This window comes from Bartonella vinsonii subsp. arupensis OK-94-513 (assembly GCF_000278235.1).
In the GTDB taxonomy this organism is placed as follows: domain Bacteria; phylum Pseudomonadota; class Alphaproteobacteria; order Rhizobiales; family Rhizobiaceae; genus Bartonella; species Bartonella arupensis.
The window spans coordinates 1,111,300-1,137,674 of record NZ_JH725037.1 but is presented as its reverse complement, the minus strand read 5'-3'; the positions used below and the strand labels follow the sequence as shown (position 1 = coordinate 1,137,674).

Below are 26,375 nucleotides of genomic sequence, written 5' to 3'. Positions count from 1 at the left end.
CGATAATAATCTTGATAGCACCTTTCATAATTACACACTCTCTTTTGAAAGGCTTTAAAGAGCCATATGCCTTCTCATAAGATATGGGTTTAAACACTCACTAAAATCATAAGAATTGTTTGTTAAGATTTACAGACAAAACTAACAAAAGAGACAAAACCACATAAAAAGAGATTTTGATAATGGAATAAGAATTCAATAGGTATCTTTAGATCTATCTTATAAAAGATAAAAACCGCATGATCATATTTATCATTTTGTTATAGGAATATGATGCGGTGGCTATAGAGAATGAATCAAAAGCGTTGGTTATAAAAATGCGATCTCTATTAAAGCTTCTTAAGTTACAAAGCTCTTATAAATGACAACGAAATTCACAAAAATATTCACAAGGAATTCAATAAAAATAACCATGCTTTATAAAGTTAAAAATACGCATCATAAGCAGCATTTCTAGTTGTTATGAATTTTAAAAGAGAAAATAACGCAATTGCGTAATATAGAATCAAATATATGCAATAAAATAGAGAATATTGATAGGCATATGAGGCATATTTATACACAATATGATAAAAAATAATCATAAAAAAATACAAAAAACAGCAAAATATAATTGACAATAAATACGTATTTTGATATCTAAATACTCAGATGCCTAAGAAACATCAAACAGATAGCGGAAAGGTTACGATAAACCTAATCCCTAATATAAAAACTGACTGTCTTTTATTCTCTTGTTAGTATATGAAGATCTTGTCGGGTGTAGTTATACCATACAATACCCTCAAGAGGGGAAAGTGTAACGACGGACTATCTGCCGTGTTTCTTAGCACCCGATGCCTATTAAGGCATCAATAAGAAACTTTTAAACAGATAGGAGACACTAGCTATGAATGCTACTGTTAATAAGAAAACATCATCCAAAAAATATGAGTTCACATGTGATATGCAATGCGTAGATGGTCACTTATTGTACCGTATTCGTGCTTTAAAAGACTTTGCTGATGTAAAAAAAGGTGATCTCGGGGGGTATATCGAAAAGCAAAGCAACCTATCTCATAAAGGGGATTGTTGGGTTTATGATCATGCTCGTGTTTTCCAGAATGCTCGTGTCTTTGGTAATGCAAAAGTAAAGGGTTATTTTGTCGATGTTTATGGCAATGCGCATGTTAGCAACGCTGTGGTTATTGAAGGCAATGCAAAAATTTATGATAACGCCTGTGTAACGAATTATGCTCATATTTCTGATGATAGCGTCATTTGTGGTGATGCTCATGTCGGGGGCAATGCAAAAATAAGTGATGGTGCCTATATTTGTGATGAATCGCGTGTCTTCGATGATGCTGTAATTTGTGGCGCTCTTGTCTCAGGGGATTCTTATATCCATAGCGCTGCCTCTTTAACTGAAGATGATCAAATTGATAGTGAGGCAATTCCACGTTTTGGTAGTAAAGATGATTATTACCGTCATGAATATTATGATGATTATGGTTATGATGATGATTGTGATTACAATTCTGAAGATGCCAATCAAGCTGCGTAAATAACACCGCGGGCGCGGCGGGGGCCCCCTCTCTAACTTTCATTAAAATTTTATCGATTATTTAGATTAGGGATAAAACCTATGTCCACTATAACTGTATCTAAAATTGTATCCCAAAAATATGAACTCACAAATGAAACCCGTGTATCTAATGATCATACCCTTTATCGCATTAAAGCTTTAAAAGACTTTGATGATGTCAAGGCGGGTGACCTTGGGGGCTTTATTGAGAATGAAAATAATCTCTCTCATGATGGCAATTGTTGGGTTTATGATGATGCATGGGTTTATAGACATGCCCGTGTTTCTGAGAATGCAAAAATACGTCATAATGCTCATGTTTGTGGTCATGTTTATGGTAATGCGCATGTCTGTAATCACGCCCGCGTTTATCTAGATGCGCATGTTTATGACAATGCTCATATTTTCAATAAAGCATGGGTTTATCATCAGGCGCGGGTTTATGGTAATGCAAAAATCTCAGGTTCTGCTCGTATTAAAGTAAACGCGAAAGTTTATGATAATGCCGTTGTTAATGGAGCAGCAAAAATTTATGGCTCTGTTTATGGAAATGCTAGCGTTGGGGGGTATACTAAGGTCTACGGTTCTGTTTATGGCAATGCAAAAGTGACTGGTTATCACATCATTAGAAGTTTGGTACATGGCAATGCAAGATTAAAAAGAGATGGTTATTTATATACCAAACAAAACCCTCACTATGCATATGGAATTCCTAGGGATTGTGAAATTTATGAAAATGATACAGTTGTAAAGATTAGTGAAAATAAAGCAACGTAAATAACGGCGCGGGCGTGGCGGGGGCGCCTGCTTTCCAAACTCTTTCATTCAAATTTTAGCAATTATTTAGATTAGGGATAAAACCTATGACCACTAAAAATCTATCTAAAAAATATGAAATCACTAATGAAATACGTCTCTTTGCTAATCGTACCCTTTATCGCATTAAAGCTTTAAGAAACTTTTCTGATGTCAAGGCGGGGCAATTAGGTGGTTTTATCGAAAATGAAAATAACCTCTCCCATGATGGCAACTGCTGGGTTTATGGTGATGCATTGGTTTTAAATCCCGGTCATATTTCTCAAGATGCCAAGGTTTTTAATAACTCTGTTATCGCTGGTTATGTTTATGGAAAGGCATGCGTTTTTGGAAAGGCTATCATTTTTGATCATGCTCATGTCTATGGAAATGCAAGAATTTATGATCATGCCCGTGTGATAAATCATCTCCATGTTTGTGAAAATGCCAATCTTCACGGCATGATTATGATTTTAGAAAAGACTAGTGATGATATTGAAACAAGAGCTTATATCGAGCAGCTTTCTCATAATGAATTAAGAATTTTCTGGCTGCGTAATAAAGCCCTTTTAAACATCTAGGGTGCTGCGGGGCGCCCCTTTCTCTCAAATTTCTCATTTAAATTTTAACACAATCGAAATTGTGAGGCGTTTGTTATGTCTAAAAAATACCAATTAACAAATGAAATGAAACAATTGAAAGATAAAATTACTCAAAAAATTACTAAGCTTTATCGCATTCGAGCTTTAAAAAATTTTGATGATGTCAAGGCTGGTGACCTTGGCGGCTTTATTGAAAAGGAAATCAATCTCTCTCATGATGGCAATTGTTGGGTTTATGATGATGCATGGGTTTATGGACATGCCCGTGTTTATGAGAATGCAAAAATACGCCATCATGCTCATGTTTGTGGTCAAGTCTATGGTAATGCACAAATTTGTGATCAGGCTTTTATTTCTCAATATGCGCAAATATATGACAATGCGCTGGTTTATAACAATGCCTTTGTATCGGGTTATGTTTATGGCAAGGCGCGTGTCTATGGCAATAGCCGCGTTTCGATTGAAGCCCATGTTTATGGCAATGCGCATCTTTCCCATAATAGTTATCTTTTTGAATATGCAAGGCTCTATGGCAATGCCAAGGTTTCAGGTTCTGCCTCTCTTTTTAGCTATGCGCATGTTTATGGTCATGCTGTTATTAACAACCGTGCAAGAATCTATGGCAAGGTTTATGACTATGCAAAAGTGAGTGGCTGTGCTGAAATTTATGGCTCTGTTTATGAAAAAGCTCAGGTTGCTCATACTGTTAAGGTCTGGGGTCGTGTTTGTGGGCGTGCAAAACTCAATCGACAAAGTAAGATTAAGGAGGTTCCCCCAAATAAAGAGGTTTCTAAAAGTGATATTCTGATGGAAATTATTGAGAAAATTGAAACAAAGGAATAATCAACAAACGCGGGGGCGCTTTTTATTTGCTATAAATGCTATTTTACAAAGAGAATTCAAAAAACAAGCCGTGCCAAATTTATATGACACGGCTTTCATATTTTCGATTCTCCAAATCAATCCACAATGGAGTATGAATGCATATATACAAAACGTATCATATTGCAAGTTCTCTAGTTTCTTTATAAAAACTTATCCAAAAGAATATAAATGAATGCTTCTGAATTTAGATCATCACATTTGAATGAAAAAAGCCTATTAGCTCTGTGATGGTTATAACCTCTTTTGAAACGTACTCATAACAATGCCCTCATTTTTGAGGTGACTAAAATTAGCCAATCCAAATTTGGATTAACCCCTTTCAAAAGAGGACATTTCAAATCTTTGCATTTAAACAAGCTCTCATATTCAATTGCGTTTTAACAATGCAATTTATTTTATGATAAAAACGTATCATAAAATTTATGAGATGTTATGAATGATATCTGCTTTTCATTTCATTTGAATGCTCACATGCGTTATAATATTCGCATCATGATTTGCTTTTTATGGTTTGTTTATAGATGGCTATTGTTTATAAAATAGATGGCTATTGTTTATAAAAAATGTTCAATTGAATCGTGCATAAAAGTGTGGATTCTGAAGTGGATTTAAATAAAATAAATACCAATAACTTATTGAATTTATTGTATTTTTACAGGATATGGGATGCATCAATATAGAGACGTTTTTTACCTTGTATAATGCTGTTATCATGGACTTTGACAAACTCAGATTCACTTTTATCTGATCCCAACACAGCACCCGTTGTTCTATGGGCTTCATCACAAATGATCAGATCAAATTCAGGTAAACCATGATCTTTTTGTGCATCCGATATCACTTGAATTGAATGATAAGTCGAAAACACCACAGTCATTGCATCTGCTAGGTTCTCACAAGCTTCTTTGGCAAGTGCTTGTGCATCCGTGGTTGCAGGGAGAACAAGATCTGATGTTTCCATTTCAAGAATATCATCTTGATTTTTACGACGCTTGCCAACTCTCGTATCCGAATAAACAGCAAATGAATGCAATGGAATTTGTGCATCAGCTGTCCATTCCCTTATGGTTTGTGAGACTAATGCAAGAGAAGGTACTAGAAATAAAACCCGCTTGCCTTTTCCGGCTAGTTGTTCTGCTATTTTAAGGCTCGTAAAGGTTTTTCCCGTTCCACATGCCATAATCAGCTTGCCACGGTCTGCTTCTTGTAAACCCTCACAGACTTTCTGAATTGCTTTTATCTGATGAGGACGAGGCTCTTTTGTCGATTTAAGGACAACTTCTTTTTTTGTTGCAAAGATTTGCCAGTCTATACGACTGTTTTCCATATGGCGAAGGTCAATGCGATAAACCGGTATCGCTTGTCCTTTAATCATGGCATTCACATTGTCACTTAAATTCACTTCCGTGCTATCAACCAGAAGACGATATTTGAAGATGTCTTTTCCAGATGCGGCGATAAAGCTATCAATATCCTTTTTACTAATCTGATGGTCTGCTTCATAAAATTTACATTGAATAGCCACATACCCATCTCGATTACGAAGTTTTGCAACCAAATCAATTCCAATATCCCGCCCATCTTCATCACGCTCTTTAGCCCAATCGTAATAGGTTTGAACCTTTTCATATCGCCCATAATGAAGAGGATCATACATAAGATATTTCGTCACAAAACTTTCAAAGATTTTTCCTTTTTGTGCATTTGAAGTTGCTTGTTGACGATAAGATTGTAAGAGAGAGCGTAAAGAGGATTGTTTGTTATCAGACTTGAGGGATTGAAGCATTATAGAGAAACTCCATAGTCTTACGACATTAATCAATTGACTTCGAAAGAATCGAAATGGAGTTTATTAAATACATTTAGGATAAATATCGAGTGTAAAATGGGAGAAAAACGCCTGAAAAGCCATAAAATGCGTCAAAAAAATTTAACAAGATGCAGCTATAAAAAGTAAACTAGTGAAATTTGCTATTCATTTTATGGGAAATTAAAACAAATTCGAACCGTGTTTTAAGAGATCAAAATAATTGTTTTGAAGTGTTTTATTGCCTCTAAAAATCATAACAATTGTCAGTTAAGATTTACCGACAAAAATTGACAAAAGCAGACAAAACTCAAGTCACTGATTGTCTATTTTACTCACATGGTTTTTATCGATTGGGTTGCAAAAATTTGTATAATGCTAAACTATTGAAATAGAATGTTTTTATTTTTTCTCATTAAAAAAAATAAAAGTACGACCAGAAGGGACCGACAAAACTGTCAAAAGAGACAACACTCTTTTTACAAAAGAATTCTGATCATTTTTCTTTGAAGAAGGTTACCTAACAGAATCCATTGAAAAAGAGTTTTTAGGGATTAGGGTTATTGTTTAGGTTTGTGTAAGGGTTTTAATGTTTGCTTTATGGGGGTGGAGTAAGCGTTTGATGGCATAGATATGGGGAAAAGATTTTTCGCACTTGAGTGAGAACAGGGTGTTGTGCTATTTATGATTGTCTTTGAATGGTCATTGCGTTTTGATCAAGTATTTTATTTGCTTTTAAAGCAATGCTTACAGAGTGACCAAAAGTGGGGGGAAAATCTGTATTGTTTTTGGGATTTTTACGCCAAGGTTATTGCTTAAAGCTTTTTCTAGCCCTTTTTATATTCTTTTGTATGTTTCATGGCGTGACAGTTTATGCGCGTCCTTCGGCTTTTTTACACGTCCCTACAGATAATTTTTCTCGCCAACAATCTGAGAAGCAACGATTAGAAAGAATTGAGCATTTACGCGCTTTAACGCCTAAAAGAATGAACATTTCTCCTGAAAGAGAGCAAAGTGCGTTTTTGGGTGGTGGATATTGCTTTGCCATTGATAAGATTGTTGTTGAGGATGCATATCATCTCAAAAAGCAGGCTCTTGCAACAGTGACGGATCCTTATGTTGGCAGATGTGTTAGACTTGCAGATATACAGATTTTAATCAAACAATTCACCAAGCTTTATTTGGATCAAGGCTATGTGACGGCCCGTTTTTATATTCCCGATCAAGATATCAAAAACAGCAAGACACTCAAATTTGTTGCTGTTGAGGGCAAGCTTTCAGATATTTATTATAATGGTTTACCAACTTCTGCTCATAACAATGTTGTATGGAGCGCTTTTCCGGGTCTTAAAGGGCATATTCTCAATATGCGCGATATTGAACAGGGGCTTGATCAGATCAACAGACTTCAGTCAGCGCATGCCAAAAGTGAGCTTTTACCTGGGCGTGAAGATGGCAGCACTATTGTTAATATTAGCAATCACCCTGAGAAAGCTTTAAGAGTTACAGTCACGCATGACAATATGGGACAAGCCTCCACCGGTTATGCGCGTTATAGTGCAGGCTTAAAGGTGGAGAATATTTTAGGGCTTAATGATGCGTGGGATTTTGGTTATCAACGCAGTGAAACAGATTATTGGGGTGGGAGTAAACAAGAGGGGCATAGCAACAATCTTTCAGCGAGTGTGAGTCTTCCTTACGGTTATTGGACCTTTGGATTGAATGGTTCTGTTTATAATTATCAAAGCATTATCCCTGGCAATTTTACCGATATTGAGACGACGGGGGACTCCAGTGAAGTACACGGCAGTGCGAGCACAGTGATCCATCGTGATAGTGTTTCACTCACCACACTCAATTTGGGTCTTTCTTATAAAAGAACGAACAATTACCTTCTTGGTAATAAGATTGAGGTTGGCAGCCGTCAATATAGCGTAGCTAATTTTGGGATTTCGCATTCGCGCCAGATGTTGGGTGGGACCTGGAGCTTTGATGTGAGTTATTTGCAAGGGCTCCCCTTGTTTCATTCAGTAAAGAGACATGCTCCAGGGGCAGGGGATGCGGAACCTGAATTTGCTAAATTTACTGGCACGCTTAGTGTTATGACGCCTTTTAAGGGAGGGGGCTTGGATTTTATACTGAGCAATCTTTTGAGTGGTCAATATTCCCTGCATAATTTATTGGGTGCTGAACAGATTTCTTTGGGTGGGGCTTCCAATGTGCGTGGCACGCGTGAGAGTTTGCTTTTTGGCAATAATGGTTTTTTTAGCCGCAATGATTTGTCTTTGCGCACAGTGCCCTGGAGCAACAGTGCTTCTTTCAAAAAGGTTTTTGGGGAACTACGTCCCTTTGTTGGTTTGGATTATGGGCGTGTTTTTTCACAAGCCTTATATGGAATGACCGGTGAACAGCTTGCCGGTTGGACGGCAGGTGTAAAGCTTGTAGGGGGCATTGTTTCCCTTGATGCCAGTTATTCGCGTGTTTTGTGGAGTACCGTCAAGCACAAGAAGTCTGGCACGGCTTTTGTAACATTAACAATGGAACTTTAAGCATCTTTTAGTGGGGAGTTAAAGCATGAGATATGAGAAGAGAACAAACAGAGCAGCTTTAGTGGGAGCTTTAGTTTCTAGTACGATGCTTAAAAAGGTTTTACTCAGTGGGATAGGTTTTTCTGTTTTGTTACAGCCTTCCATGCTCCAAGCGCAAATTGCTTCTGATCCTAACGCAGGTAGCGCATATCGTCCGGATATAGTGGCAGCGCCCAATGGGGTTCCCTCGATAGATATTGTTACCCCCAATGGCAAGGGTTTATCGCACAATAAATATTACGATTTCAATATTGGCAATCCCGGCGTTATTTTCAACAATCATGCACAAGAAGTAGGGCAATCGCAATTGGGAGGCATTATGCCGGGCAATCCGCATTTGCGTTCCACGGGTTCTGCAACAGTGATTTTAAATGAAGTGACCAGCAGCAAGCGTAGTGCGCTTAATGGCCCAGCGGAAGTTTTTGGGCGTCAAGCCGATGTGATTATAGCCAATCCCAATGGGATCAGTTGTGATGGTTGTGGCTTTATCAATACGCCCCATGCAACCTTAACCACGGGTCTCCCCGAAATTGATGCAAGCGGTTTTCTGAAAGGCTTTGAGGTGCGAGGTGGGGATATCAGCTTTGGAGCAAAGGGAGCGAATTTTTTCTCTGGCAAGGGAGCTGTTGATATTGTTGATATTGTCTCACGCACGGTGCATTTTGAAGGAGCTGTTGCGGGCAGGGAGATTGGTGTGAGTGCTGGAACGGGGCATTTTGATTATGCTTCTCGTCAAATGAAGGAGCTCACCGATATTACGGGCAAACCGGAATATGCGATAGATGGTTCTGCACTGGGCGCCTTGCAGGCGGATCGCATTAAACTTGTAGCGACAGAACAAGGTGTTGGCGTTCGGATGCGTCATGATATGGCGGCCAATGTGGGGCAGTTACAGCTTTCAGCTGATGGAAAAATTTCCTTAAAAAATGTTTTTGGTCATGGGGGTGTTGTTCTTCAATCAAAGAGCAAGAGCATATTGGCAAAAAGCGTTACATCGAAAAAACATATTGAGATTGCAGCCAAAAAAGATGTCACATTAGAGATGGTTGGCGCTGATGGTGATTTGAAAGTAGATGCGCAAGATGGGCTTTTATCGATTTCAGGCAAAGCGACCTCTGGGGGCAATATGCAGCTGTCTTCGCTTGATGCTATGAAAGTTGCTGGGCTTGGATCTGGTGCTGATATGGTTCTTGAGGCGGGTGGAGATCTGAACATTGAGGGGATAGTGTTAGCTGAAGGAACCCTTAAGGCACATGCCGGTGGTGATATCCAAGCTGGTCTTTTAGCTGGTGGGGTTGATATGGCGGCAACGGGTGCTGCTGGTGTTGTTGTTCTTGGTGCCCAAGGAGATGTTGACCTCGAAAGTGTTGGAGGGAGCATTAATGCCACAAATATTTATGGGGCAGGAGATGTGACACTGGTTTCGCATGATGGGCTTTTTGTTTCCCAATCGATATTGTCTCACCAAAATGTAGCAATCCATGCACAACTAAACACAAATGCCCCCGTTCATTTTGGACAAGTTTTAGCCTATGGCAAGGCCAATATTGATGGCGGGGCGGTTGATTTTGCTTCTCTGATAACGGGCGATGATGCCGTTTTAACGGTAGGCAGCCTTGATGCAGGCACACTGATGACAGGTTTAGATTTTGTTAGCTCTCAAGTGAGCCCTTCGAATCCTTCCGGTGCTCTTGTTTTTTATGACAAAGGTTCCCTTTCTATCACGGCACAAAGGGGTATAAAGGTTGAACATATTATCAGTGGTGGCAATATTGATCTTTTTGCTGGCAACGACATTTATTATGATCAGGTCATGGGCTATGGCACAGCAACCCTGACATCAGTGTCTGGAGGGATCAGTGTTGAGAATGAGCTGTCTGCTAAGGGGGATGTGAGATTGACGGCAACAACTCTAGATTTGAGCAATGATCGTTCTCATATTTACACGCCGCAAACGCTGTATTTAATTGCAGATCATATTGATGTCTCGGGCAGCGAATTGACGTATGGCGGTTTAGATTTTAACAGCACCAATGTTCTTGATATTCACCATGCACGGCTACAAGCCATTACCGATGAGGGGGGGAGTGGAGATATTCTCTTTGTTGCTCCAGGCGTTATGGTGGATGAGACTACATCGGTTTTAGCGGCACGAGATTTTGTGATCAAAACGGGCCGTTTAGAGAATAGCGGTCAATTGGCATCGGGACAGGATTTAGCCTTTATCGTAACGGGGGATGTCAGCAACAGTAAGACGGGTTTAATTTATGTGAAGGGCAATGGTGCTTTACAAGTTGATGGCACTGTGTTGAATGATTTTGGTGCCATTATGGCAGAGGGTGATTTGTTTTTTACCAATGCAGAAGGTACAGGAAAGAGCCTTTCGCTTGTCAATAAAGCGGGCTTTATTCAAGCAGGTGGCAACTTAAATATTCAAACCAACACCCTGAAAAACGAAGCCGATAGTACGCCAGAAATCACCGAAAAAACTGAAGAAATTGCCATCGCATTCGAAAAACCAGAGGGTTCTGATAGGCTCAGCGATGGAATGTTATATCAAGATGGTCCCAACCAGTGGGGAACGGGGCACGAACATCAAAGTCATACGGGACCTTTTAAAGGACACGTAAAAATTTTTTTGGATGTTCCTTTTTGGGCAAGCAAAGAAGAAACCTATGGCACAGCAATTTCAAGCGATGGAACAGTCTATAAGGCTTTTAGTTGGGAATTTAAACCTGTCTATGATCAAAAGTCGGTAAAACGCTATCAATGGAATGGTTCTCGGTGGAAGGGAGGCTTTTTCGAGTCAATAAACGAAAACTGGTCACATATGACAGAAAAGACTGTCACGCAAGCATTTTCGCATAAACCTACCGTTCAGGGGATGATAGAATCTCACGGTAATCTTATCATTAACGCAGATAGCATTGACAACCATTATAGCATTATAAGAGCGGAAGGAAATGCAGATATCCAAGCCAATATGCTCACCAATTTAGGAGCAACAGCTTATAAAAACACCTATATGGGTTGTGATGCAAATACGGATGCTTATTGTTATGGCTATAAAGCTGATGGAAGCCGGGATGTTTCTTTAGACATAGCCAATGGTGCTGTTCGCCATATTCGTTCAGAAGCTTTGGAGAGCGTTCCTGGTCTTGTCCAAGCGGGTGGCACGTTGAATTTGGTGGTCGATCAACTCCACAACACGGCAGCGGAAGGTTCAATTACAGGGGATGCGCATTTTGAAGCAAAAACCGTTGGGGGTGATCCACTAGGGGCGCTGAGCGGTTTGACTGGGGCTGGTGCTTTGTTTACGCCAAATATCGCCTTAGATGGTACAGCTGGTGTTTCGGATGGGAGTTCATTGCCTTTACCAAAACCCCAATCGGGTGGAGTTGGGGGCACGCTACCCAACCAGAATTTCCTTTATGAAACGCGGGCAGAATTCCTTGATGTTGGCAAGTTTTATGGCTCAGCCTATTATTTAAACAGAATTGGTTACAAACCTGATCGGGAGATTTTTTTCTTAGGGGATGCTTATTTCGAAAAGCAATTGATTGAGAAACAAATGCGTGATCTGGTTGGTCAAGGTTTGGGAAAAGGTTCCTTTATTCCTGGAAGTGATGCTATTGAACAAGTTAAAACCTTGCTTGATATCGGGGCAGAATATGCAAAAGCACACAATCTCCCCTTTGGTGAGGCTTTGAGTGAAGAACAATTGGCGTCCCTAGAAGCCCCGATGGTGATTTATGTGCGCCAACAGGTCAAGGGCATGGATGTTTATGCACCGGTGCTTTACATCCCTGAAAAAGACAGAGCCTCCTTTGTTTCTGCTGGGGCTTTGATCATGGGGGATGATGTCAATATCACCAGCCAAAATACGAGCAATTCCACGATAAACAATTCCGGGCGGATTGCGGCAAACCACCAATTGTATGTGCATGGTGGGGATATTCTCAGTCAAGGGGGGCATTTTGCTGCTGGTGGTGATGCTGTTTTACTTGCGGAGAACAATATTCGTTTGGATGCAGGACGCACAACGGTTGACGGCGTGGAGACAGTATTAAACACCAATGCGCTTTCTACAGGGGGCAATGCAACGGTGATTGCCAAGCAAGATATCACCGCCTCAGGGGTGGGGATCACCACCGGAGGTGATCTTGCCATGGCCACAGAACAAGGTGATTTGACGATAGGCTCAGCAGAAACCCACCACCACAGCGAGAACAGTGATGCTACCATGCATCATAAATCGCAAGTACACTCTGGAGGCTCAATGACATTTGTCTCTGGAAAAGATTTGAATGTTCTAGGTTCTGATGTTCAAGCAAAGGAGAGTCTGCATTTACAAGCTGAGAAAAATATTTCCATTGATGCGACACGCAACAGTGCCAATAGCTATCACGGGGATCAAACCTCTCATGTAGCCTTACACAATGGTTCTCATTTAAGTTCTGGAAAAGAGACCACTGTTATCTCCGGTCAAGATATTCATATGGCTGCTTCATATATAGATGCCAAGGGCAATGTTGCTCTTGGTGCCCAAGGGGAAATAGCGATAGGGGTGAGAAACGATGAAATGGAGGATCATCTTCATACCAACAACACGAAAGCTGATATGCAAGTCTCGGTTTCCCAGGGCTCGTCAATAAAATCGGGAGGTGATACCACTGTTGTTGCCGGGCAGGATGGCAAAAAGCATGATCTCACCATCACAGGCAGTTCTGTCGCGGCTGAGAAAAAAGTGGGGCTGAAAGCCAGCAACGATATTGTGATTACCAATGCAGAGGATAGCCTACATTATGAGATGTCGTACCACAAAGATGGGGGAACATTTAGTAGCAGCAAATCTGAGCATAACAAGATTGATGCTACCCAAGTGGTAGGCTCAAGCGTTACAGGGGGTGAAGGGGTTGCTCTTGAATCGGGAAATGATACTACCATCATTGGGTCAATGGTTCTTGCTGGCAAAGGAAAGGAAACAGCAGAAGATCAGAAACAAGCGGATATTTCCATTCACTCTGGGGGAAAGATTGTCATCAAAGGCGCTCAAGAACAGTTTGATCAGCAACAGCAATCCTCATCAAGTAGCCTTTTGCACGATGAATCTTCCAATAAATCTGAATCGCACACCACAACGGTTTCCTCTGTTCTAGGTGCGACAGGCAACATTGATATGGAAGCACAAGGAGATGCCAAGATTTCTGCTTCTCATCTGCTTTCCGGTCAAGACATCAATGTGAGTGCGGAAGATGTGACGATTGATGGCATGACAGACCACCATAGCAGCCATTCAGAGGAGCATGAGTCTGGTTTTGGTGTGGGATCAGGCAAAGGCTTTGTGTCGATATATGGAAGTGAAGGCAAAACACAAAATGAAGAGAGTTTTGAACATCAAGGCTCTTCTTTGAATGCGGATGGCACTATCAATATCACTGCCACCAAAAAAGATGTGACAATTGTGGGCTCTGATGTTGCAGGGGAAAATGTTAATCTCACCGCAGCACGTGATGTCAATGTGCTTGTTGGTCAGAACAGTCATCAGTCAAGCTCAAAGGAAGAGCGGGAAGGTTTTGGCATTCAGTTTGAAAAGAGCAGCAGCAGTGCCTCTGTCGGTGTTGGGATTGCCAGCGCGAAAGACACAGGCGATCAGAAGGAAACGACTTCTGTTCAATCGCACATCACGGCGAAGAACGATGTACAGATTACCGCCGGCAATGATGTGACCATGCAAGCGGCAGATGTTTTGGCGGATCGTGATCTAAATATCGATGCCGGCAATACTATCACACTATCGGAAAGCCATGATATCTCCAATACACAAGAAACCCATGAAAAGTCCTTTGCTGGTGTTACAACCACTGTCAATGTGGGTGTTCTTGATACTGTACAAGGCTTAAAAGATTCAGCGGACCACATGAATAATAAGGATGGAAATAACACAGTTATTAATGGCGTACTGACCGGCATGAAAATCAATCACCTCTTTAACAAGGGTAGGAATTTTGTGAGTTGGCTGACTGGCAATACAGGGGAAAGGGGCAATATCAGCAAAGGACTGAGTAGCCCATTAGGAGGGTTGGGGAGGGCCACCAAGGATGCTCTTACCAATATGGCTGATGCTTCTGCGAGTGTGACCGTGGGCTTTAAGACAGAGAAAGCAGAAGCCTCTTCTCAAACCTCCACGGCGGTGACAGGGACAATGGAAGCAGGGCGTTCTGTTAACATGCAAGCCCACAAAGGCAGTATCCATGGTGTTGGAGCTGACATTATCGCTGGCACCAACCCTGTTTATGCAAATGATGAGAAAAGCGGGAATATCAACTTAGAAGCAGGAAAAGATATCACCCTTGAAAGTGCACAAAACACGCAAAGCACACAAAACAGAAGTGAAAGTGCTTCGGTTAATGTTGGTACGAGCTATGGTACTGGTGGTGCAGGGGGAACAGGCAATGCTTCCTTTAGTCAAGGAGAAGGCTCCAGTGAAGAAGTTCACCAGAAAAACGCCCATATTAGTGGCACGGGTACTGTTCACACCAACAGTGGGGGAGACACCACACTTGCGGGAGCTGTAGTTTCTGGAGACCATGTAGAAATGAATGTTGGTGGTGATTTGACCATTACCAGCCGCAGTGATACGGGTCAAACCTCTAACAAGCAGAAATCAGCTTCTGTTGGGTTTGGTGGGAGCAAAAGTTTTGATGCAGGCTCGACAAGCTTCTCCTTACAAAAGGATCAATCCTCCAGCGATTATCACAGTGTTGTAGAACAATCAGGGGTCAAAGCCGGTGATGGCGGTTTTGATATCACGGTAAAAAACCAAACAACGCTGACTGGAGGACTGATTGCCAGCACCGCGTCGCCAGACAAAAACAGCCTGACCACAGGAAGCATCAGTACCAGTGACATCACCAACAGTGCGCATGCCCAAGCTAGCAGCCATGGGGTTAGCGTTTCTGGGAACGACACGATAAAAAACATTGCCAAAAATGCTTTAAGTCATGGCAAAGCCAAGGATGGAGCAGAAGGGGAAACCAAATCCGCCATCAGCGATGGCACCATCATCTTAACCGATGCAACCAACCAGAGAGCGATGGGGCAAGATGCTGGACAAATCATTGATACCCTCAACCGCAACACCGCAGCAGCACACCAAGCTGTAGTGCCGCTGGATGCCACACCACTTGAGGAGGCACTACATAATCGCCTCAATATGATCAATGATTTATCAGATGAAGGATTTGGATACTGGGGCAAAGTGCGCGAAATCGCAAATGTCAAAGAGCATCCCGAGGGTGAGGTTTTGCATGATGAAAATGGCAATGTCATCTATGCAACAGATAAAAATGGACAATATATAACAGACAGCAATGATAAAAAAATACCTCTGTATCATTATTTAACACCAGAGGAAGAGAAGTATTTAAAAGCCGGCTCTGATGGCAACAGACGTATGTTCTACAATGGCATTTTTAACACGCCAGATGAAGCAGCACGTAATGCCGTCCAGTTGGCTGATAATAAGAATGAGCCCCTTTATTTTACATACCACCCAAAAGCTGACTCATGGGAAGTAGAAGTAGGGGTAGCGATTTATGAGTATTTTGGGGGATGGAGTAATTCAACAAAGAAGTTCCAGGATTTTATCTATCGTTATGGCAATAAGGGGGCGATTGTTGATGCGCATAGCCGTGCTGGCTCGACAGTAGGCAATGGATTGCATGACTTTGAAAAGCGTGGCATCCACGGTATAGGACAAAAAACAGATATCTATCTTTTTGGACCTGCTTATAATTCTCTATCGATGGCAAATACAGTATATATCGTAAGCGATGGGAAAAAAGATCATGTTTATTTACAAAACCATCTACTTGACCCCATTGGTACAGGATTTGGCGGCAATCCACCGACTACTTATAAGGTGCCGTTCAATCCATTCTATTTATTATTTCCACCAGCACTCCCACTGAGAGAGCAAGGAGGAGCGATATTTGGCTCTGATCCTAGTACGCATAATTGTTATGGTAATGCGAGTAAAGAATGTATTGGGCGTTATGGAACCGCTCATACTCTACCGATTTATTCAGTTTATTCGATTTTAGATAATTTAGATTTAGGTTATTTATGGAGAAAAAAATGAAACAAATCTTAAAGTTATTGAGCGGGTTCATTCTGTTAAGTATTTCTGGATGTGACATATCAAATATCGACAAATCTCCCCCAGGAGAGGTATATTGGTGGAAGAAGCTTGGCGCAGATAAGCTTGAAATAAAAAAAGCCTTATTAGAATGTGGAATGCCTACCCCATATGATGAGGATTCAGAAAATAGAGAGGTAAGCAATAATGGATGGGCAACTATTCATGCTTGTATGATCCAAGCAGGATTCTACTATAAAGGGAGAGGTAACTGGTGTTATACATTTAAAGAAGAAAACCTCCCGATTTGCCGTCCAGGAGCTGTCATACCACAGCGAAGTGTCAAGAAGCGCTTAAATAGCCCGTTTTGTAAAAAGCATCCAGAACAATATGAATGCTATCCTTAAGCCTTACTGCTGCTGATGGGAAACAATCCTCCATTCTTGCCTTTGTTTGGACTAGCGGGATTGTTTTCTTAATCCACCATCTCAATTTAGTTCTAACCTGTCTTGAACACAGTATGGACAGAAAACATCAACAGGCTTCCGAGCTTTTTTATCATAAATAAATCCATGGAAAGAGGGGAAAAATGAAGAAAATCTTAAAACTATTGAGTTGCATGGCTCTGTTAAGTACAGCTGGATGTGTTAACTCAATTCCCTCACTTTCTCCAGCAATATGGAGAAAGAAAATACTTTTAGAATGTGGAGTACCGGATTTTGATAAGGTTGTGGCGCTAGATTCGAATCAATTTGCCAGTATTGAAATGTGTATGGCGCAATCAGGTTTCCGCCCTAGCTTTCCAATACAAGGTTGGTGTGAAAATAATAAATCCGAAAACCTTCCCATATGTCGTCCTGGTGCTATCATGCCTCAACGAAGTGTTGAGAGACGTTTAAAGAGCCCTTATTGTAAAAAGCATCCAGAACAATATGAATGCAAACCTTAACCACACGCAGAGTGCTTCGGTCAATGTTGGATACAGCTATGGTACTGGTGGTGCTGAGGGAACAGGCAATGCTTCCTTTAGTCAAGGAGAAGGCTCCAGTGAAGAGGTTCACCATAAAAACAGCCATGTCATTGGTACGGGCACTGTTCACACCAGCAGTGGAGGGGACACCGCATTGGAGGGAGCCGTGGTTTTTGGAAGTCAGGTCAAAGTGGATGTGGGAGGAAGCTTGACCATAAAAAGCCAGAGTAATACGGGACAAAGTTCTAACAAGCAGAAATCAGCTTCTGTTGGTTTTGGTGGCAGCAAAAGTTTTGATGCAGGCTCAACAAGCTTCTCCTTACAAAAGGATCAATCCTCCAGCGATTATCATAGTGTTGTGGAGCAATCAGGGGTCAAAGCCGGTGATGGAGGCTTTGATATCAACGTTAAAGATAAAACAACGCTGACTGGGGGGCTGATTGCGAGCATCGCATCGCCAGAAAAAAACAGCTTAACCACGGGAACCATTAGCACCAGTGACATCACCAACAGTGCGCATGCCCAAGCCAGCAGCCATGGGGTTAGCGTTTCTGGGAACGACACGATAAAAAACATTGCCAAAAATGCTCTGAGTCATGGCAAAGCCAAGGATGCGGCGGAAGGGGAAACCAAATCTGCTATCAGTGATGGCACCATCATCCTAACCGATGCAACCAACATGTGGAAACGAAAGAGGCAACGGGACTTCTCAAAGCAGAAGCCCTTGTACCGATTATAGGCTCGTGTTCAGGTCTTGGAGGTTTGTTAGCAGGCAATGGACCTGTCCAATGGGCACTAGCCGTCATTATGGTTTTAGCGGCATGCACGGGCATAGTGTTTGTGGCTAAACGGTTTCGGGAGCAACGATTGTGATTTTCTGCTTCAAGAAATATTACCTGATGTTTACGGCGGCTTTAGCCGTTTTTTTATGGCTTTAGCCAAGGCGTTTTACCTTGGCAAGAAAAGTGGACGGCACAAGCAAACAGAGAATGCTTTGAAGACAGCAATGAGACGGCTTGAGGTAGAAAATGAAGTTAATCAAAAAAGTGATGCTGGTGTGCGCTCTGAACTTTCTCGTTGGGTGCGCGGCAAATAGGTCTGTTTCTTGTGGTGGCTGATTGCCAATTTATTTAGATTCGCGCGATGCTTCGGTCATCAGTCCCAACCTAGCAAGAGATATTTTAAAGCATAACAAGCAGGGAGCGCATTTATGCGGTTGGAAAGATGGCCGAGAAAGCAAACAACAAAGATAAAGAACTTACAGAAACCGAACGACAGCTGCTTTATGAGATGATCAATACCTATCAAGGTTTGAAGATGATGTCTCGTTGCGTGAAGTGGATAGCGTTCATTGTCTTTATGTTCATTATCGATTTTGCCCGCATTATGGATGCGCTGGATAACATCCTCACACACCTCAAAAGATGGTTAACAAAGAGTTAAATGTACAAAGTTTTCTCAAAAAAATGCCCTGAAAAGAGCTTCTGATTCAGAATAATTGTAGAGAAAAATCTGAAGTTTTTGCTAGAATCATCACGAATGCTAATTTTTTTAATAGGATTTTTTAGATGCTTACACCATTTGGCAAAACCTTACGGAAACTCCGCGCATTGATCATGAAGAACGCCTGTTAGATATGGCTAAAAAATTAGATATATCTGTAGCATTTTTATCTTCTGTTGAGATTGGCAAAAAATCTGTACCTGTTGGTATGGAAGAAAAGATCATTGAACTTTACGCTTTAGATCAAGAGACAGCAGAACGTTTAAGGAGAGAATCTGATGCTTGTCGTCATATTTTTATGATCAAGCCTTCTGATCAGTTGAGGTGTGAAACCGCCGGCATGTTTGTGAGAACGTTGAATAGTTTAACACCACTTGAATTAGAATTCGTCAAAGAATTTTTAGCACAATTAGAGAAAGAAAAAGCGAAAAAAAATGCCCCTGTTGTAGAGGCATGATTTGGAATCCTATTCCCTCACTTTTATCCGCGCATCCCTCACTTAAAAAAACATATGGAGAATCAATAAGTTATTGGGAATAAAAAAGAGAATGGTGCCCCCAGAGAGACTCGAACTCCCGACCCCCTGATTACAAATCAGGTGCTCTACCAACTGAGCTATAAGGGCATAACAACGTAGGAGGTAGCACAAACTTACAAAAAGGAAAATAGAAAATTATCAGTTTCTGTGCATATTTTTAAAAATTATATGACAAATTATAAAATAATAAGCTCTTTTGTTTTCTTATCATCCTTTATCGTAAGGTTAAAAATTATTTACACATTAATACTTTATAGAGGTGTTGAGAAAAAATGCTTTTTTCTACCAGATCACGAATCTGAAGAATTCAATTGGTTAGAAAGATATTTTTCTAGCCAATGAATATTATAATTACCATCTGCAACATCTTTATTGTTAATGAGATCGCGAAAGAGAGGTAATGTGGTTTTGATTCCATCGACCACAAATTCATCTAAAGCGCGTCGTAACCGCATCATACATTCTAAACGTGTACGTCCATGAACAATCAGCTTTCCAATCATGCTGTCATAATAAGGAGGAATACGATAACCTGAATAAGCACCTGAATCAACGCGAATTCCTAAACCTCCTGGTGTATGAAAATGTGTAATGATTCCTGGAGATGGCGTAAAGTTAACAGGATCTTCTGCATTAATACGACATTCAATAGCATGACCAGAGAAGCAAATATCATCTTGTGCAACTGAAAGTTTGCAGCCTGATGCAATATGAATTTGTTCGTGAACTAAATCTATGCCTGTAATCGCTTCAGTTACAGGATGCTCGACTTGTAAACGCGTATTCATTTCGATAAAATAGAATTCGCCATTTTCATAAAGAAACTCAATAGTACCTGCTCCACGGTATCCAAGTTGTGCACAGGCATTTGCGACAATATCACCAATTTTTTTCCGTTCAGTTTCATTCAGTGCAGGTGATGTAGCTTCTTCCCATATTTTTTGGTGACGTCTTTGAAGCGAACAATCGCGCTCTCCTAAGTGAACAGCATTCCCTGCTCCATCACCGATCACTTGAATTTCAATATGACGGGGTTTTTCTAGATATTTTTCGATATAAACTGCATCATCTCCAAAAGCTGCTGCTGCTTCTGAACGGGTTGTTTTGAGAGCTACAGCAAACTCTTGTTCAGAATGGACCACTTTCATACCGCGCCCCCCACCACCGGCAGAAGCCTTAATAATAACTGGATAACCAATTTCACGAGCAGTACGTAGAGCTTCAGATTCCTCAGTGACAGCTCCGTCTGAACCAGGGACTACAGGAATTCCAAGTTTTTTAGCGGTTTTCTTTGCTTCGATTTTATCGCCCATGATCCGAATATGCGCAGCTGTTGGGCCGATAAATGTAATGTTATGAGCCTCTAGAACATCGGCAAATTTAGCATTTTCAGAAAGAAAGCCATAGCCTGGATGAACCGCATCAGCTCCTGTAATTTCGCATGCAGCAATAATTTGCTGAACACTTAAATAAGAATCGCGTGCTGGGGGAGGGCCAATACAGACACTCTCATCAGCAAGACGCACATGCATTGCATCAGCATCAGCAGTGGAATGCACGGCTACAGTTTTGATTCCAAGTTCTTTGCAGGCTCGTAGAACGCGAAGAGCAATTTCTCCCCGATTAGCAATGAGAATTTTTCGAATCATGGTTGCCCCTCGCTTTATTCAACAACAATAAGTGGTTCACCAAATTCGACCGGTTGTCCATCTTGAACAAAAATAGCAGTCACCGTTCCTGAGCGTGGTGATGGAATTTGATTCATTGTTTTCATTGCTTCAATGATAAGTAAAGTCTGTCCTTCAGAAACATTTTGTCCCACTTCTACAAAAGGTTGCGCGCCTGGTGAAGGTGCAAGATAGGCTGTCCCAACCATCGGGGATGTTATTGCATTTTTTGATTTGTCTTCTTGTACAGAAGTTTCAGTTGTTGAGACAGGAGAAGTAGTTACGGCAACAGGAGGGGTCAGAGGGGCATAAATTGTTTGTTCAGAAGTGGTTTGGGTATTTTGACGTGATACACGAATACGAAGTTCACCTTGTTCAAGTTCAATGTTTGTTAAATTTGTATCATTTAAAATTTCAGCAAGGTCACGGATAATTTTCGTATCAATTGCGGTATATTTTCCCGCATCCATTTTTTTTGTTGCCATTTTATTTTTCACTCCTTGATCAATGAAGATCGTCTCTATTTAATCATTATGATCGGATATCTCTAGACTACGAATGACCTTTTTTAAGGCTTTTTGTTAAAAGCTATTTATTTTTTAAGAATTACACTTTGCAATTTTCAACTGGTACCTGCTGTATGAAATCGCATTTATAAGCCTGTTATCAAAAAAGAGAAAGCATAAAATTATTTCATTTACGGTATTCTTCATAAAGTTAAAGAGGTGAAGAAAAGGTGTTTACTGTATATTCTTGATGAATTCTTTTAAAATATCTTGGCTCACGGCTCCAATGAGTACTTGATCACCAATAATATAAGAAGGTGTTCCTGTAATATTCAGAGCAGAGGCAATTTGAATATTTTCTTTAAAGGAATCTTGAAGATTAAAATCTCTTATTGCATTTCGCAGTTTTTTTTCATCTGCTCCTAATGAAACTGCTATTTTTATAGCTTTAGCTTCGTTTGCGCGACTTTTATCAGTTAAAAGCGCTTTATGAAACTGAGGATATTTTTCTGGAAATTGTTGTCGAAAAGCGTAGGCAACAGTATGTGCCGCCATAGAATCAGCTCCCAAAATTGGTAGATCTTTGACAATAACTCGTAGATCCGGATCCTCTTTTATTAAGTTTTCTATGTATGAATAGGACATTTTGCAATATCCACAATTGTAATCAAAAAAATCAACAAGTACTTTTTTACCGTTTGGATTTCCCAAAACAGCATCATGAGGAGACTGAAAAATTTCTTTTTTAAACAAATTGATGATTGAAGCTTGTTTTTGAGCCTTTTGTTCGCTGTTCTTTTCTAGCTTTTCTTGGAGGATAAGCTGCATTTCGATCATAATCTCTGGATGAGTGAGTAAATAATCTCTTACAATATTTTGAATATCGTGATCATTGATAAGTGGTGTAAGCTTTTTTTTAAGCTTAGATAAAAAAGCAGGATCTTCCAGAAGCTGTCTCTTAAGTTTTTCTGAGCTAAAATGATTTGCTGTTTTCTCGTGCGATGTTGCGTTTGATAAAAAAGAGGAAAAGATCAAAATACTTAACAGAGCTGCTGTTAAAAATTTTGAAATGAACGTTGTTTTTGAGTGTTGGGGCTGATAGGTCATCATTTTATGGCTTCATATTCCTATTGTAATGTTGAGTAAACTTATATGAAAGCTATTGTCTATGTGCAATAAGGTATTTAACTATAGTGTAAATCTAGTAGGTTGCAGAGAAAACATAAATTTTTTCTAAGGAGCTTTCATATAAAGCATATTTTACGATAGTACTATTTTTATTGTTGCTGAATTTTCCGTTCTTTTTATCAGATGTTATTTTTATATATCAAGAATAGTTTATACATAATTTACTGTGGAAAAAAGGACGTTAATAATTTGATTAAGAGCATTGGCATTATCTTGCCTTTAGCTGTTATCTTATTGATTATATTAGAGAAAATTAAATAAATGATGAAAAGTAAAATGATGAAAACTACAACGCATTACGACCTGTTTATCATTGGTGGAGGAATAAACGGATGTGGATTAGCAAGGGATGCAGCTGGACGCGGATTTAAAGTGGGGTTGGCGGAGATGAATGATCTTGCGTCAGGGACATCAAGTGCATCGACAAAGCTTATTCATGGTGGTCTTCGTTATCTTGAACACTATGAGTTTAAACTTGTTCGTGAAGCGTTAAAAGAGCGCGAAATTATTTTGCGGATGGCTCCCCATATTGTGCGTCCTTTACGTTTTCTTCTCCCTTATCATAAAGAGTTACGTCCTGCTTGGATATTGCGTATGGGGCTTTTCATTTATGATTATTTAGGAAACTGGAATCAAAAACTGTGGCGTAGTAAAAAGGTTAATTTTTCAAAAGATTTTTGTTCTACGCTTAAGGAAGAGTATCAGAAAGGTTTTGAATATTCTGATGCAAGAGTAGATGATGCGCGTTTGGTAGTTGCTAATGCTCGTGATGCAGAAAAGCAGGGCGCTGATATAAAAGTACGTACAGAAATTCTCTCTTTAAAGAGAGAAGAAAAAAAATGGCTTATAGTTCTTCGAAATAAATTAAACAGCAAGGAATATTGCGTCACGGCTTCTTATGTTGCGAATATGACAGGGCCTTGGATTAATCATATTCTAGAAAACGTATTAGGCTGTGAGGAGAAGCCTCCCGTACGACTTGTCAGAGGTTCTCATATTTTGGTTCCTAGGCTTTATGCCCATGATCGTGCATATATTTTTCAGAACGGTGATGGACGTATTATATTTTCTATTCCATATCAGGAAAAATTTACATTGCTTGGAACAACAGATTGTGACTATCAGGGTGATCCTGCTAATGTTCATATTACGGATACAGAGATTGATTATATTTGTGCAGCAGCGAGTGAGTATTTTATACAACCAGTATTACGTGAGAATATTGTTTGGACTTATTCTGGTGTTCGTCCGCTGTATGATGATGGAGCTTCAAAAGCGCAAGAAATTACGCGTGATTACGTTTTAAAAGAAATGGGCACAGAAAATATGCCACGGCTTCTTAATCTTTATGGCGGTAAAATTACAACCTATCGTAAGCTAGCTGAAGATGCCATGAAATTTGTTGAAAAAGCGCTTGGGATAAAGGGATCTCCATGGACAGAAAATTCAACACTTCCCGGAGGTGATTTTCCGTATAATAGGCTAGATACACTTGAAAATAAGATCGCTCTTTTGATTCCAGATTTAGATGATTTTACATATCGCAGACTTGCGCGCTCTTATGGTTCGGAGGCTCTGGTGATATTTGCAAATGGGAAGGCAGATATGGGAAAAAAATTTGGTCATGGACTTTATGAAGTAGAAGTCAAATGGTTAATGGAAAAGGAGTGGGCTAAAACATGTGAAGATGTGTTATGGCGTCGTTCGAAACTTGGGCTTTTGTTTAAGAAGAAAGAAATTGATGCTCTTTCTACTTATATGCAAAGCCAAAAAGAAAGTGAACAAGAATTATACTAATTCAGTTTTACGCAAGTACTTTATTGTAAAATTTATTTGCACAATAAACTGAAAAACTTTGAAGGAAAATAAGCTATAATGATATGAGTGTAATGCTTTCGATTATTATTTTGTTAGACACAAAATATCTTTGATACTGTACAATGCATCATATAGTTATAGTCCTTCATGGATTATTTGAATGGTGAGAAGTACTGTTCAAATGTTTTTTATTTACAATTTCATTTATTATAAAATCAGTTGCATGGCTATGATATCTGGACATTTCGTTTTGTTAGTAATGTTTTATTGTCTTTCTTCTTTTTGTTTTAGCCAAATTTTAGGTTATTTGAGGAAAAGAATTGGGTAGAGAGTGTATTTTTCTCTCTTGAAGGATGAAAAGAGAATAAAACTTATTGTGAAATGGGAAAAGAGTGGCAGCCTGCTATGAATGGGAAATACTTAATAGAGATAAGAAACATAAGCTCCTATGATATCTTATAATTCTCCATCATCAGTAAAATTTGCGGTAGCACCAATGTTGGGCTGGACAGATAGGCACTGTAGATTTTTTTATCGCCTTTTAACAAAAAAAGCTCTTCTCTATACCGAAATGATTGTAGCCGATGCTGTAATCCATGGTGTCCGTGAGCAACTGTTGAATTTTAATGATAAAGAACGTCCAATTGCCTTGCAGTTAGGAGGGGTAAATCCGAAGAAATTGGCAGAGGCTGCTCGAATTGCTGAAGAATTTGGTTATGATGAAATAAATCTCAATGTTGGTTGCCCATCAAATCGTGTTCAAGCAGGTGCATTTGGTGCTTGTTTGATGTTACATCCTAATATTGTAGCAAGTGCTGTGGAAGCGATGAAGCAAGTAGTTACGATACCTGTAACTGTCAAATGTCGTATTAGTGTGGATGAGCAGGATGAAGAGTTAGCTTTAGATTTTTTAGCTGATCAGGTTTGGGATGCTGGTTGTGATGCCCTTTGGGTACATGCACGAAAAGCATGGTTACAAGGATTAAGTCCGAAAGAAAATCGCAATATTCCTCCACTTAATTATGAAAGAGTTTATAAATTAAAACATAAATATCCTCATAAATTTATTGGGATAAATGGTGGAATTAAATCTATTGATGAGATCAAAAAGCATTTGACTTTGTGCGATGCTACTATGGTTGGTCGACAAGTTTATCATGATCCCACTTTGTTGAAGCATATTGATCATGAAATATATGGTGAACTGCAGAGTGAAATGAGTGATAGTGATCTTATTGAAGCCATGTGTGATTATGCTGCTCGACATATCGCATTAGGTGGGCGGCTTTCTCATGTGACACGCCATATGATTGGTTTATTTCATGGGCGGGATGGGGCTCGCCGATGGCGGCAAATATTATCAAATGATACAACAAAAACCGATGCAGGTGTGCATATTTTGAAAGAGGCTTTTTCTGCTCTCATTTAACAACAGTTTACAGATTGAACTCTCTTAACAGTTTAGATTTCCTAAAGTTTTATTTCTTTACGGATTTTTAAAATTCAGATTGAGAAATTTCGTAAAGCTCTCAATCTTTATTATGAAGAGGATGTTTAGTATTGCATGTTAAACAGTATATTGATGAATGCTCTGCAATGTAGAAATAATTAAGAAAATAATTTAAAATTATACCATAAGATATTGGTAATATTTGTTTTATAAATCACTAAAATATTCTTTTTTGGAAAATATCATGCAAAAATAATTTTACGAATAAGATTTTAATGTTCTTAAAAAGCGGCTTTTAAAAAACCAACAAATTATTCATATCCTGTATATATGACGAGATTCTCATTAAACATT

15 protein-coding genes, 1 tRNA gene and 4 pseudogenes are annotated in these 26,375 nt (G+C 39.8%); 15 read left to right on the top strand and 5 right to left on the bottom strand.

The window, feature by feature from the left end:
* Positions 1 to 889 precede the first annotated feature (889 nt).
* The 4 genes from ME1_RS05015 (at position 890) to ME1_RS05000 (ending at position 3,804) form a co-directional block, all read left to right on the top strand.
* Positions 890 to 1,543 carry a hypothetical protein gene (locus ME1_RS05015; RefSeq protein ID WP_004864142.1) on the top strand — a complete coding sequence of 218 codons (654 nt, stop codon included), beginning with the start codon at positions 890 to 892 and terminating at the stop codon, positions 1,541 to 1,543.
* Positions 1,544 to 1,624: 81 nt separating this feature from the next.
* Positions 1,625 to 2,341 carry a hypothetical protein gene (locus ME1_RS05010; protein ID WP_004864139.1) on the top strand — a complete coding sequence of 239 codons (717 nt, stop codon included), beginning with the start codon at positions 1,625 to 1,627 and terminating at the stop codon, positions 2,339 to 2,341.
* Between the two features lie 86 nt (positions 2,342 to 2,427).
* The gene (locus ME1_RS05005; RefSeq protein ID WP_004864136.1) at positions 2,428 to 2,940 is read left to right on the top strand and encodes a hypothetical protein; all 513 of its coding nucleotides are present in this window, start codon (positions 2,428 to 2,430) and stop codon (positions 2,938 to 2,940) included.
* Between the two features lie 75 nt (positions 2,941 to 3,015).
* Positions 3,016 to 3,804, top strand: a complete 789-nt coding sequence (locus ME1_RS05000; RefSeq protein ID WP_004864133.1) for an LbetaH domain-containing protein — start codon at positions 3,016 to 3,018, stop codon at positions 3,802 to 3,804.
* A gap of 706 nt (positions 3,805 to 4,510) precedes the next feature.
* On the opposite strand, the pseudogene ME1_RS04990 reads toward ME1_RS05000, so the two are convergent.
* Positions 4,511 to 5,632 (bottom strand): annotated as a pseudogene (locus tag ME1_RS04990) (restriction endonuclease); the annotation flags it as partial.
* A gap of 785 nt (positions 5,633 to 6,417) precedes the next feature.
* Between ME1_RS04990 and ME1_RS04985 the strand changes: the two are divergent.
* The 9 genes and pseudogenes from ME1_RS04985 (at position 6,418) to ME1_RS04955 (ending at position 19,311) form a co-directional block, all read left to right on the top strand.
* Positions 6,418 to 8,202, top strand: coding sequence for a ShlB/FhaC/HecB family hemolysin secretion/activation protein (locus ME1_RS04985; RefSeq protein WP_004864127.1), 1,785 nt, complete (start codon positions 6,418 to 6,420; stop codon positions 8,200 to 8,202).
* A 25-nt stretch (positions 8,203 to 8,227) separates the two neighbouring features.
* A complete protein-coding gene (locus ME1_RS04980; RefSeq protein ID WP_004864123.1) occupies positions 8,228 to 16,384 on the top strand; it encodes a hemagglutinin repeat-containing protein in 8,157 nt (2,718 codons plus the stop codon).
* Entirely contained in the window at positions 16,381 to 16,788 is a 408-nt protein-coding gene (locus ME1_RS04975; RefSeq protein ID WP_004864119.1) for a hypothetical protein, read from the top strand. The genes ME1_RS04980 and ME1_RS04975 overlap by 4 nt, the downstream gene beginning before the upstream one ends.
* Positions 16,789 to 16,970: 182 nt before the next feature.
* On the top strand, positions 16,971 to 17,330 hold the full coding sequence (locus tag ME1_RS04970; protein WP_004864117.1) for a hypothetical protein: 360 nt from the start codon (positions 16,971 to 16,973) through the stop codon (positions 17,328 to 17,330).
* Positions 17,331 to 17,334: 4 nt separating this feature from the next.
* Positions 17,335 to 18,030, top strand: a pseudogene (locus tag ME1_RS04965) (hemagglutinin repeat-containing protein); the annotation flags it as partial.
* Positions 18,027 to 18,224 (top strand): annotated as a pseudogene (locus tag ME1_RS07825) (lysozyme); the annotation flags it as partial. The pseudogenes ME1_RS04965 and ME1_RS07825, both read left to right, overlap by 4 nt.
* Positions 18,221 to 18,447 (top strand): annotated as a pseudogene (locus ME1_RS08125) (hypothetical protein). The pseudogenes ME1_RS07825 and ME1_RS08125, both read left to right, overlap by 4 nt.
* Before the next feature lie 128 nt (positions 18,448 to 18,575).
* A complete protein-coding gene (locus ME1_RS04960; RefSeq protein ID WP_035009349.1) occupies positions 18,576 to 18,794 on the top strand; it encodes a hypothetical protein in 219 nt (72 codons plus the stop codon).
* 193 nt (positions 18,795 to 18,987) lie between these two features.
* Complete coding sequence (locus ME1_RS04955) at positions 18,988 to 19,311, top strand: transcriptional regulator (protein WP_004864108.1); 324 nt, start codon at positions 18,988 to 18,990, stop codon at positions 19,309 to 19,311.
* Between the two features lie 92 nt (positions 19,312 to 19,403).
* On the opposite strand, the gene ME1_RS04950 is transcribed toward ME1_RS04955, so the two are convergent.
* From ME1_RS04950 to ME1_RS04935, 4 genes are all read right to left on the bottom strand, one after another.
* A tRNA-Thr gene (locus ME1_RS04950) sits at positions 19,404 to 19,479 on the bottom strand.
* Between the two features lie 203 nt (positions 19,480 to 19,682).
* Positions 19,683 to 21,041 carry an acetyl-CoA carboxylase biotin carboxylase subunit gene (accC, locus tag ME1_RS04945; protein ID WP_004864106.1) on the bottom strand — a complete coding sequence of 453 codons (1,359 nt, stop codon included), beginning with the start codon at positions 21,039 to 21,041 and terminating at the stop codon, positions 19,683 to 19,685.
* A 14-nt stretch (positions 21,042 to 21,055) separates the two neighbouring features.
* Positions 21,056 to 21,544 (bottom strand): acetyl-CoA carboxylase biotin carboxyl carrier protein, encoded by a 489-nt coding sequence (gene accB / locus ME1_RS04940; RefSeq protein ID WP_004864104.1) that lies wholly within the window; start codon positions 21,542 to 21,544, stop codon positions 21,056 to 21,058.
* A gap of 255 nt (positions 21,545 to 21,799) precedes the next feature.
* Positions 21,800 to 22,672 (bottom strand): DsbA family protein, encoded by an 873-nt coding sequence (locus ME1_RS04935; RefSeq protein ID WP_035009388.1) that lies wholly within the window; start codon positions 22,670 to 22,672, stop codon positions 21,800 to 21,802.
* A 342-nt stretch (positions 22,673 to 23,014) separates the two neighbouring features.
* Here ME1_RS04935 and glpD point away from each other — a divergent pair, with 342 nt between their 5' ends.
* Positions 23,015 to 24,550: a glycerol-3-phosphate dehydrogenase gene (glpD, locus tag ME1_RS04930; RefSeq protein ID WP_004864100.1), complete on the top strand. Its 1,536-nt coding sequence runs from the start codon at positions 23,015 to 23,017 to the stop codon at positions 24,548 to 24,550.
* 469 nt (positions 24,551 to 25,019) lie between these two features.
* On the top strand, positions 25,020 to 26,000 hold the full coding sequence (gene dusA, locus ME1_RS04925) for a tRNA dihydrouridine(20/20a) synthase DusA (RefSeq protein ID WP_004864097.1): 981 nt from the start codon (positions 25,020 to 25,022) through the stop codon (positions 25,998 to 26,000).
* Positions 26,001 to 26,375: the final 375 nt, after the last annotated feature.

Excerpts from the sequence above, each read along its gene's own strand:
- ME1_RS05015 (WP_004864142.1), top strand. The coding sequence starts at position 890 with ATGAATGCTACTGTTAATAAGAAAACATCATCCAAAAAATATGAGTTC.
- ME1_RS05010 (WP_004864139.1), top strand. The coding sequence starts at position 1,625 with ATGTCCACTATAACTGTATCTAAAATTGTATCCCAAAAATATGAACTC.
- ME1_RS05005 (WP_004864136.1), top strand. The coding sequence starts at position 2,428 with ATGACCACTAAAAATCTATCTAAAAAATATGAAATCACTAATGAAATA.
- ME1_RS05000 (WP_004864133.1), top strand. The coding sequence starts at position 3,016 with ATGTCTAAAAAATACCAATTAACAAATGAAATGAAACAATTGAAAGAT.
- ME1_RS04980 (WP_004864123.1), top strand. The coding sequence starts at position 8,228 with ATGAGATATGAGAAGAGAACAAACAGAGCAGCTTTAGTGGGAGCTTTA.
- ME1_RS04975 (WP_004864119.1), top strand. The coding sequence starts at position 16,381 with ATGAAACAAATCTTAAAGTTATTGAGCGGGTTCATTCTGTTAAGTATT.
- ME1_RS04970 (WP_004864117.1), top strand. The coding sequence starts at position 16,971 with ATGAAGAAAATCTTAAAACTATTGAGTTGCATGGCTCTGTTAAGTACA.
- ME1_RS04960 (WP_035009349.1), top strand. The coding sequence starts at position 18,576 with ATGGCCGAGAAAGCAAACAACAAAGATAAAGAACTTACAGAAACCGAA.
- ME1_RS04955 (WP_004864108.1), top strand. The coding sequence starts at position 18,988 with ATGGCTAAAAAATTAGATATATCTGTAGCATTTTTATCTTCTGTTGAG.
- accC (WP_004864106.1), bottom strand. The coding sequence starts at position 21,041 with ATGATTCGAAAAATTCTCATTGCTAATCGGGGAGAAATTGCTCTTCGC.
- accB (WP_004864104.1), bottom strand. The coding sequence starts at position 21,544 with ATGGCAACAAAAAAAATGGATGCGGGAAAATATACCGCAATTGATACG.
- ME1_RS04935 (WP_035009388.1), bottom strand. The coding sequence starts at position 22,672 with ATGACCTATCAGCCCCAACACTCAAAAACAACGTTCATTTCAAAATTT.
- glpD (WP_004864100.1), top strand. The coding sequence starts at position 23,015 with ATGATGAAAAGTAAAATGATGAAAACTACAACGCATTACGACCTGTTT.
- dusA (WP_004864097.1), top strand. The coding sequence starts at position 25,020 with ATGATATCTTATAATTCTCCATCATCAGTAAAATTTGCGGTAGCACCA.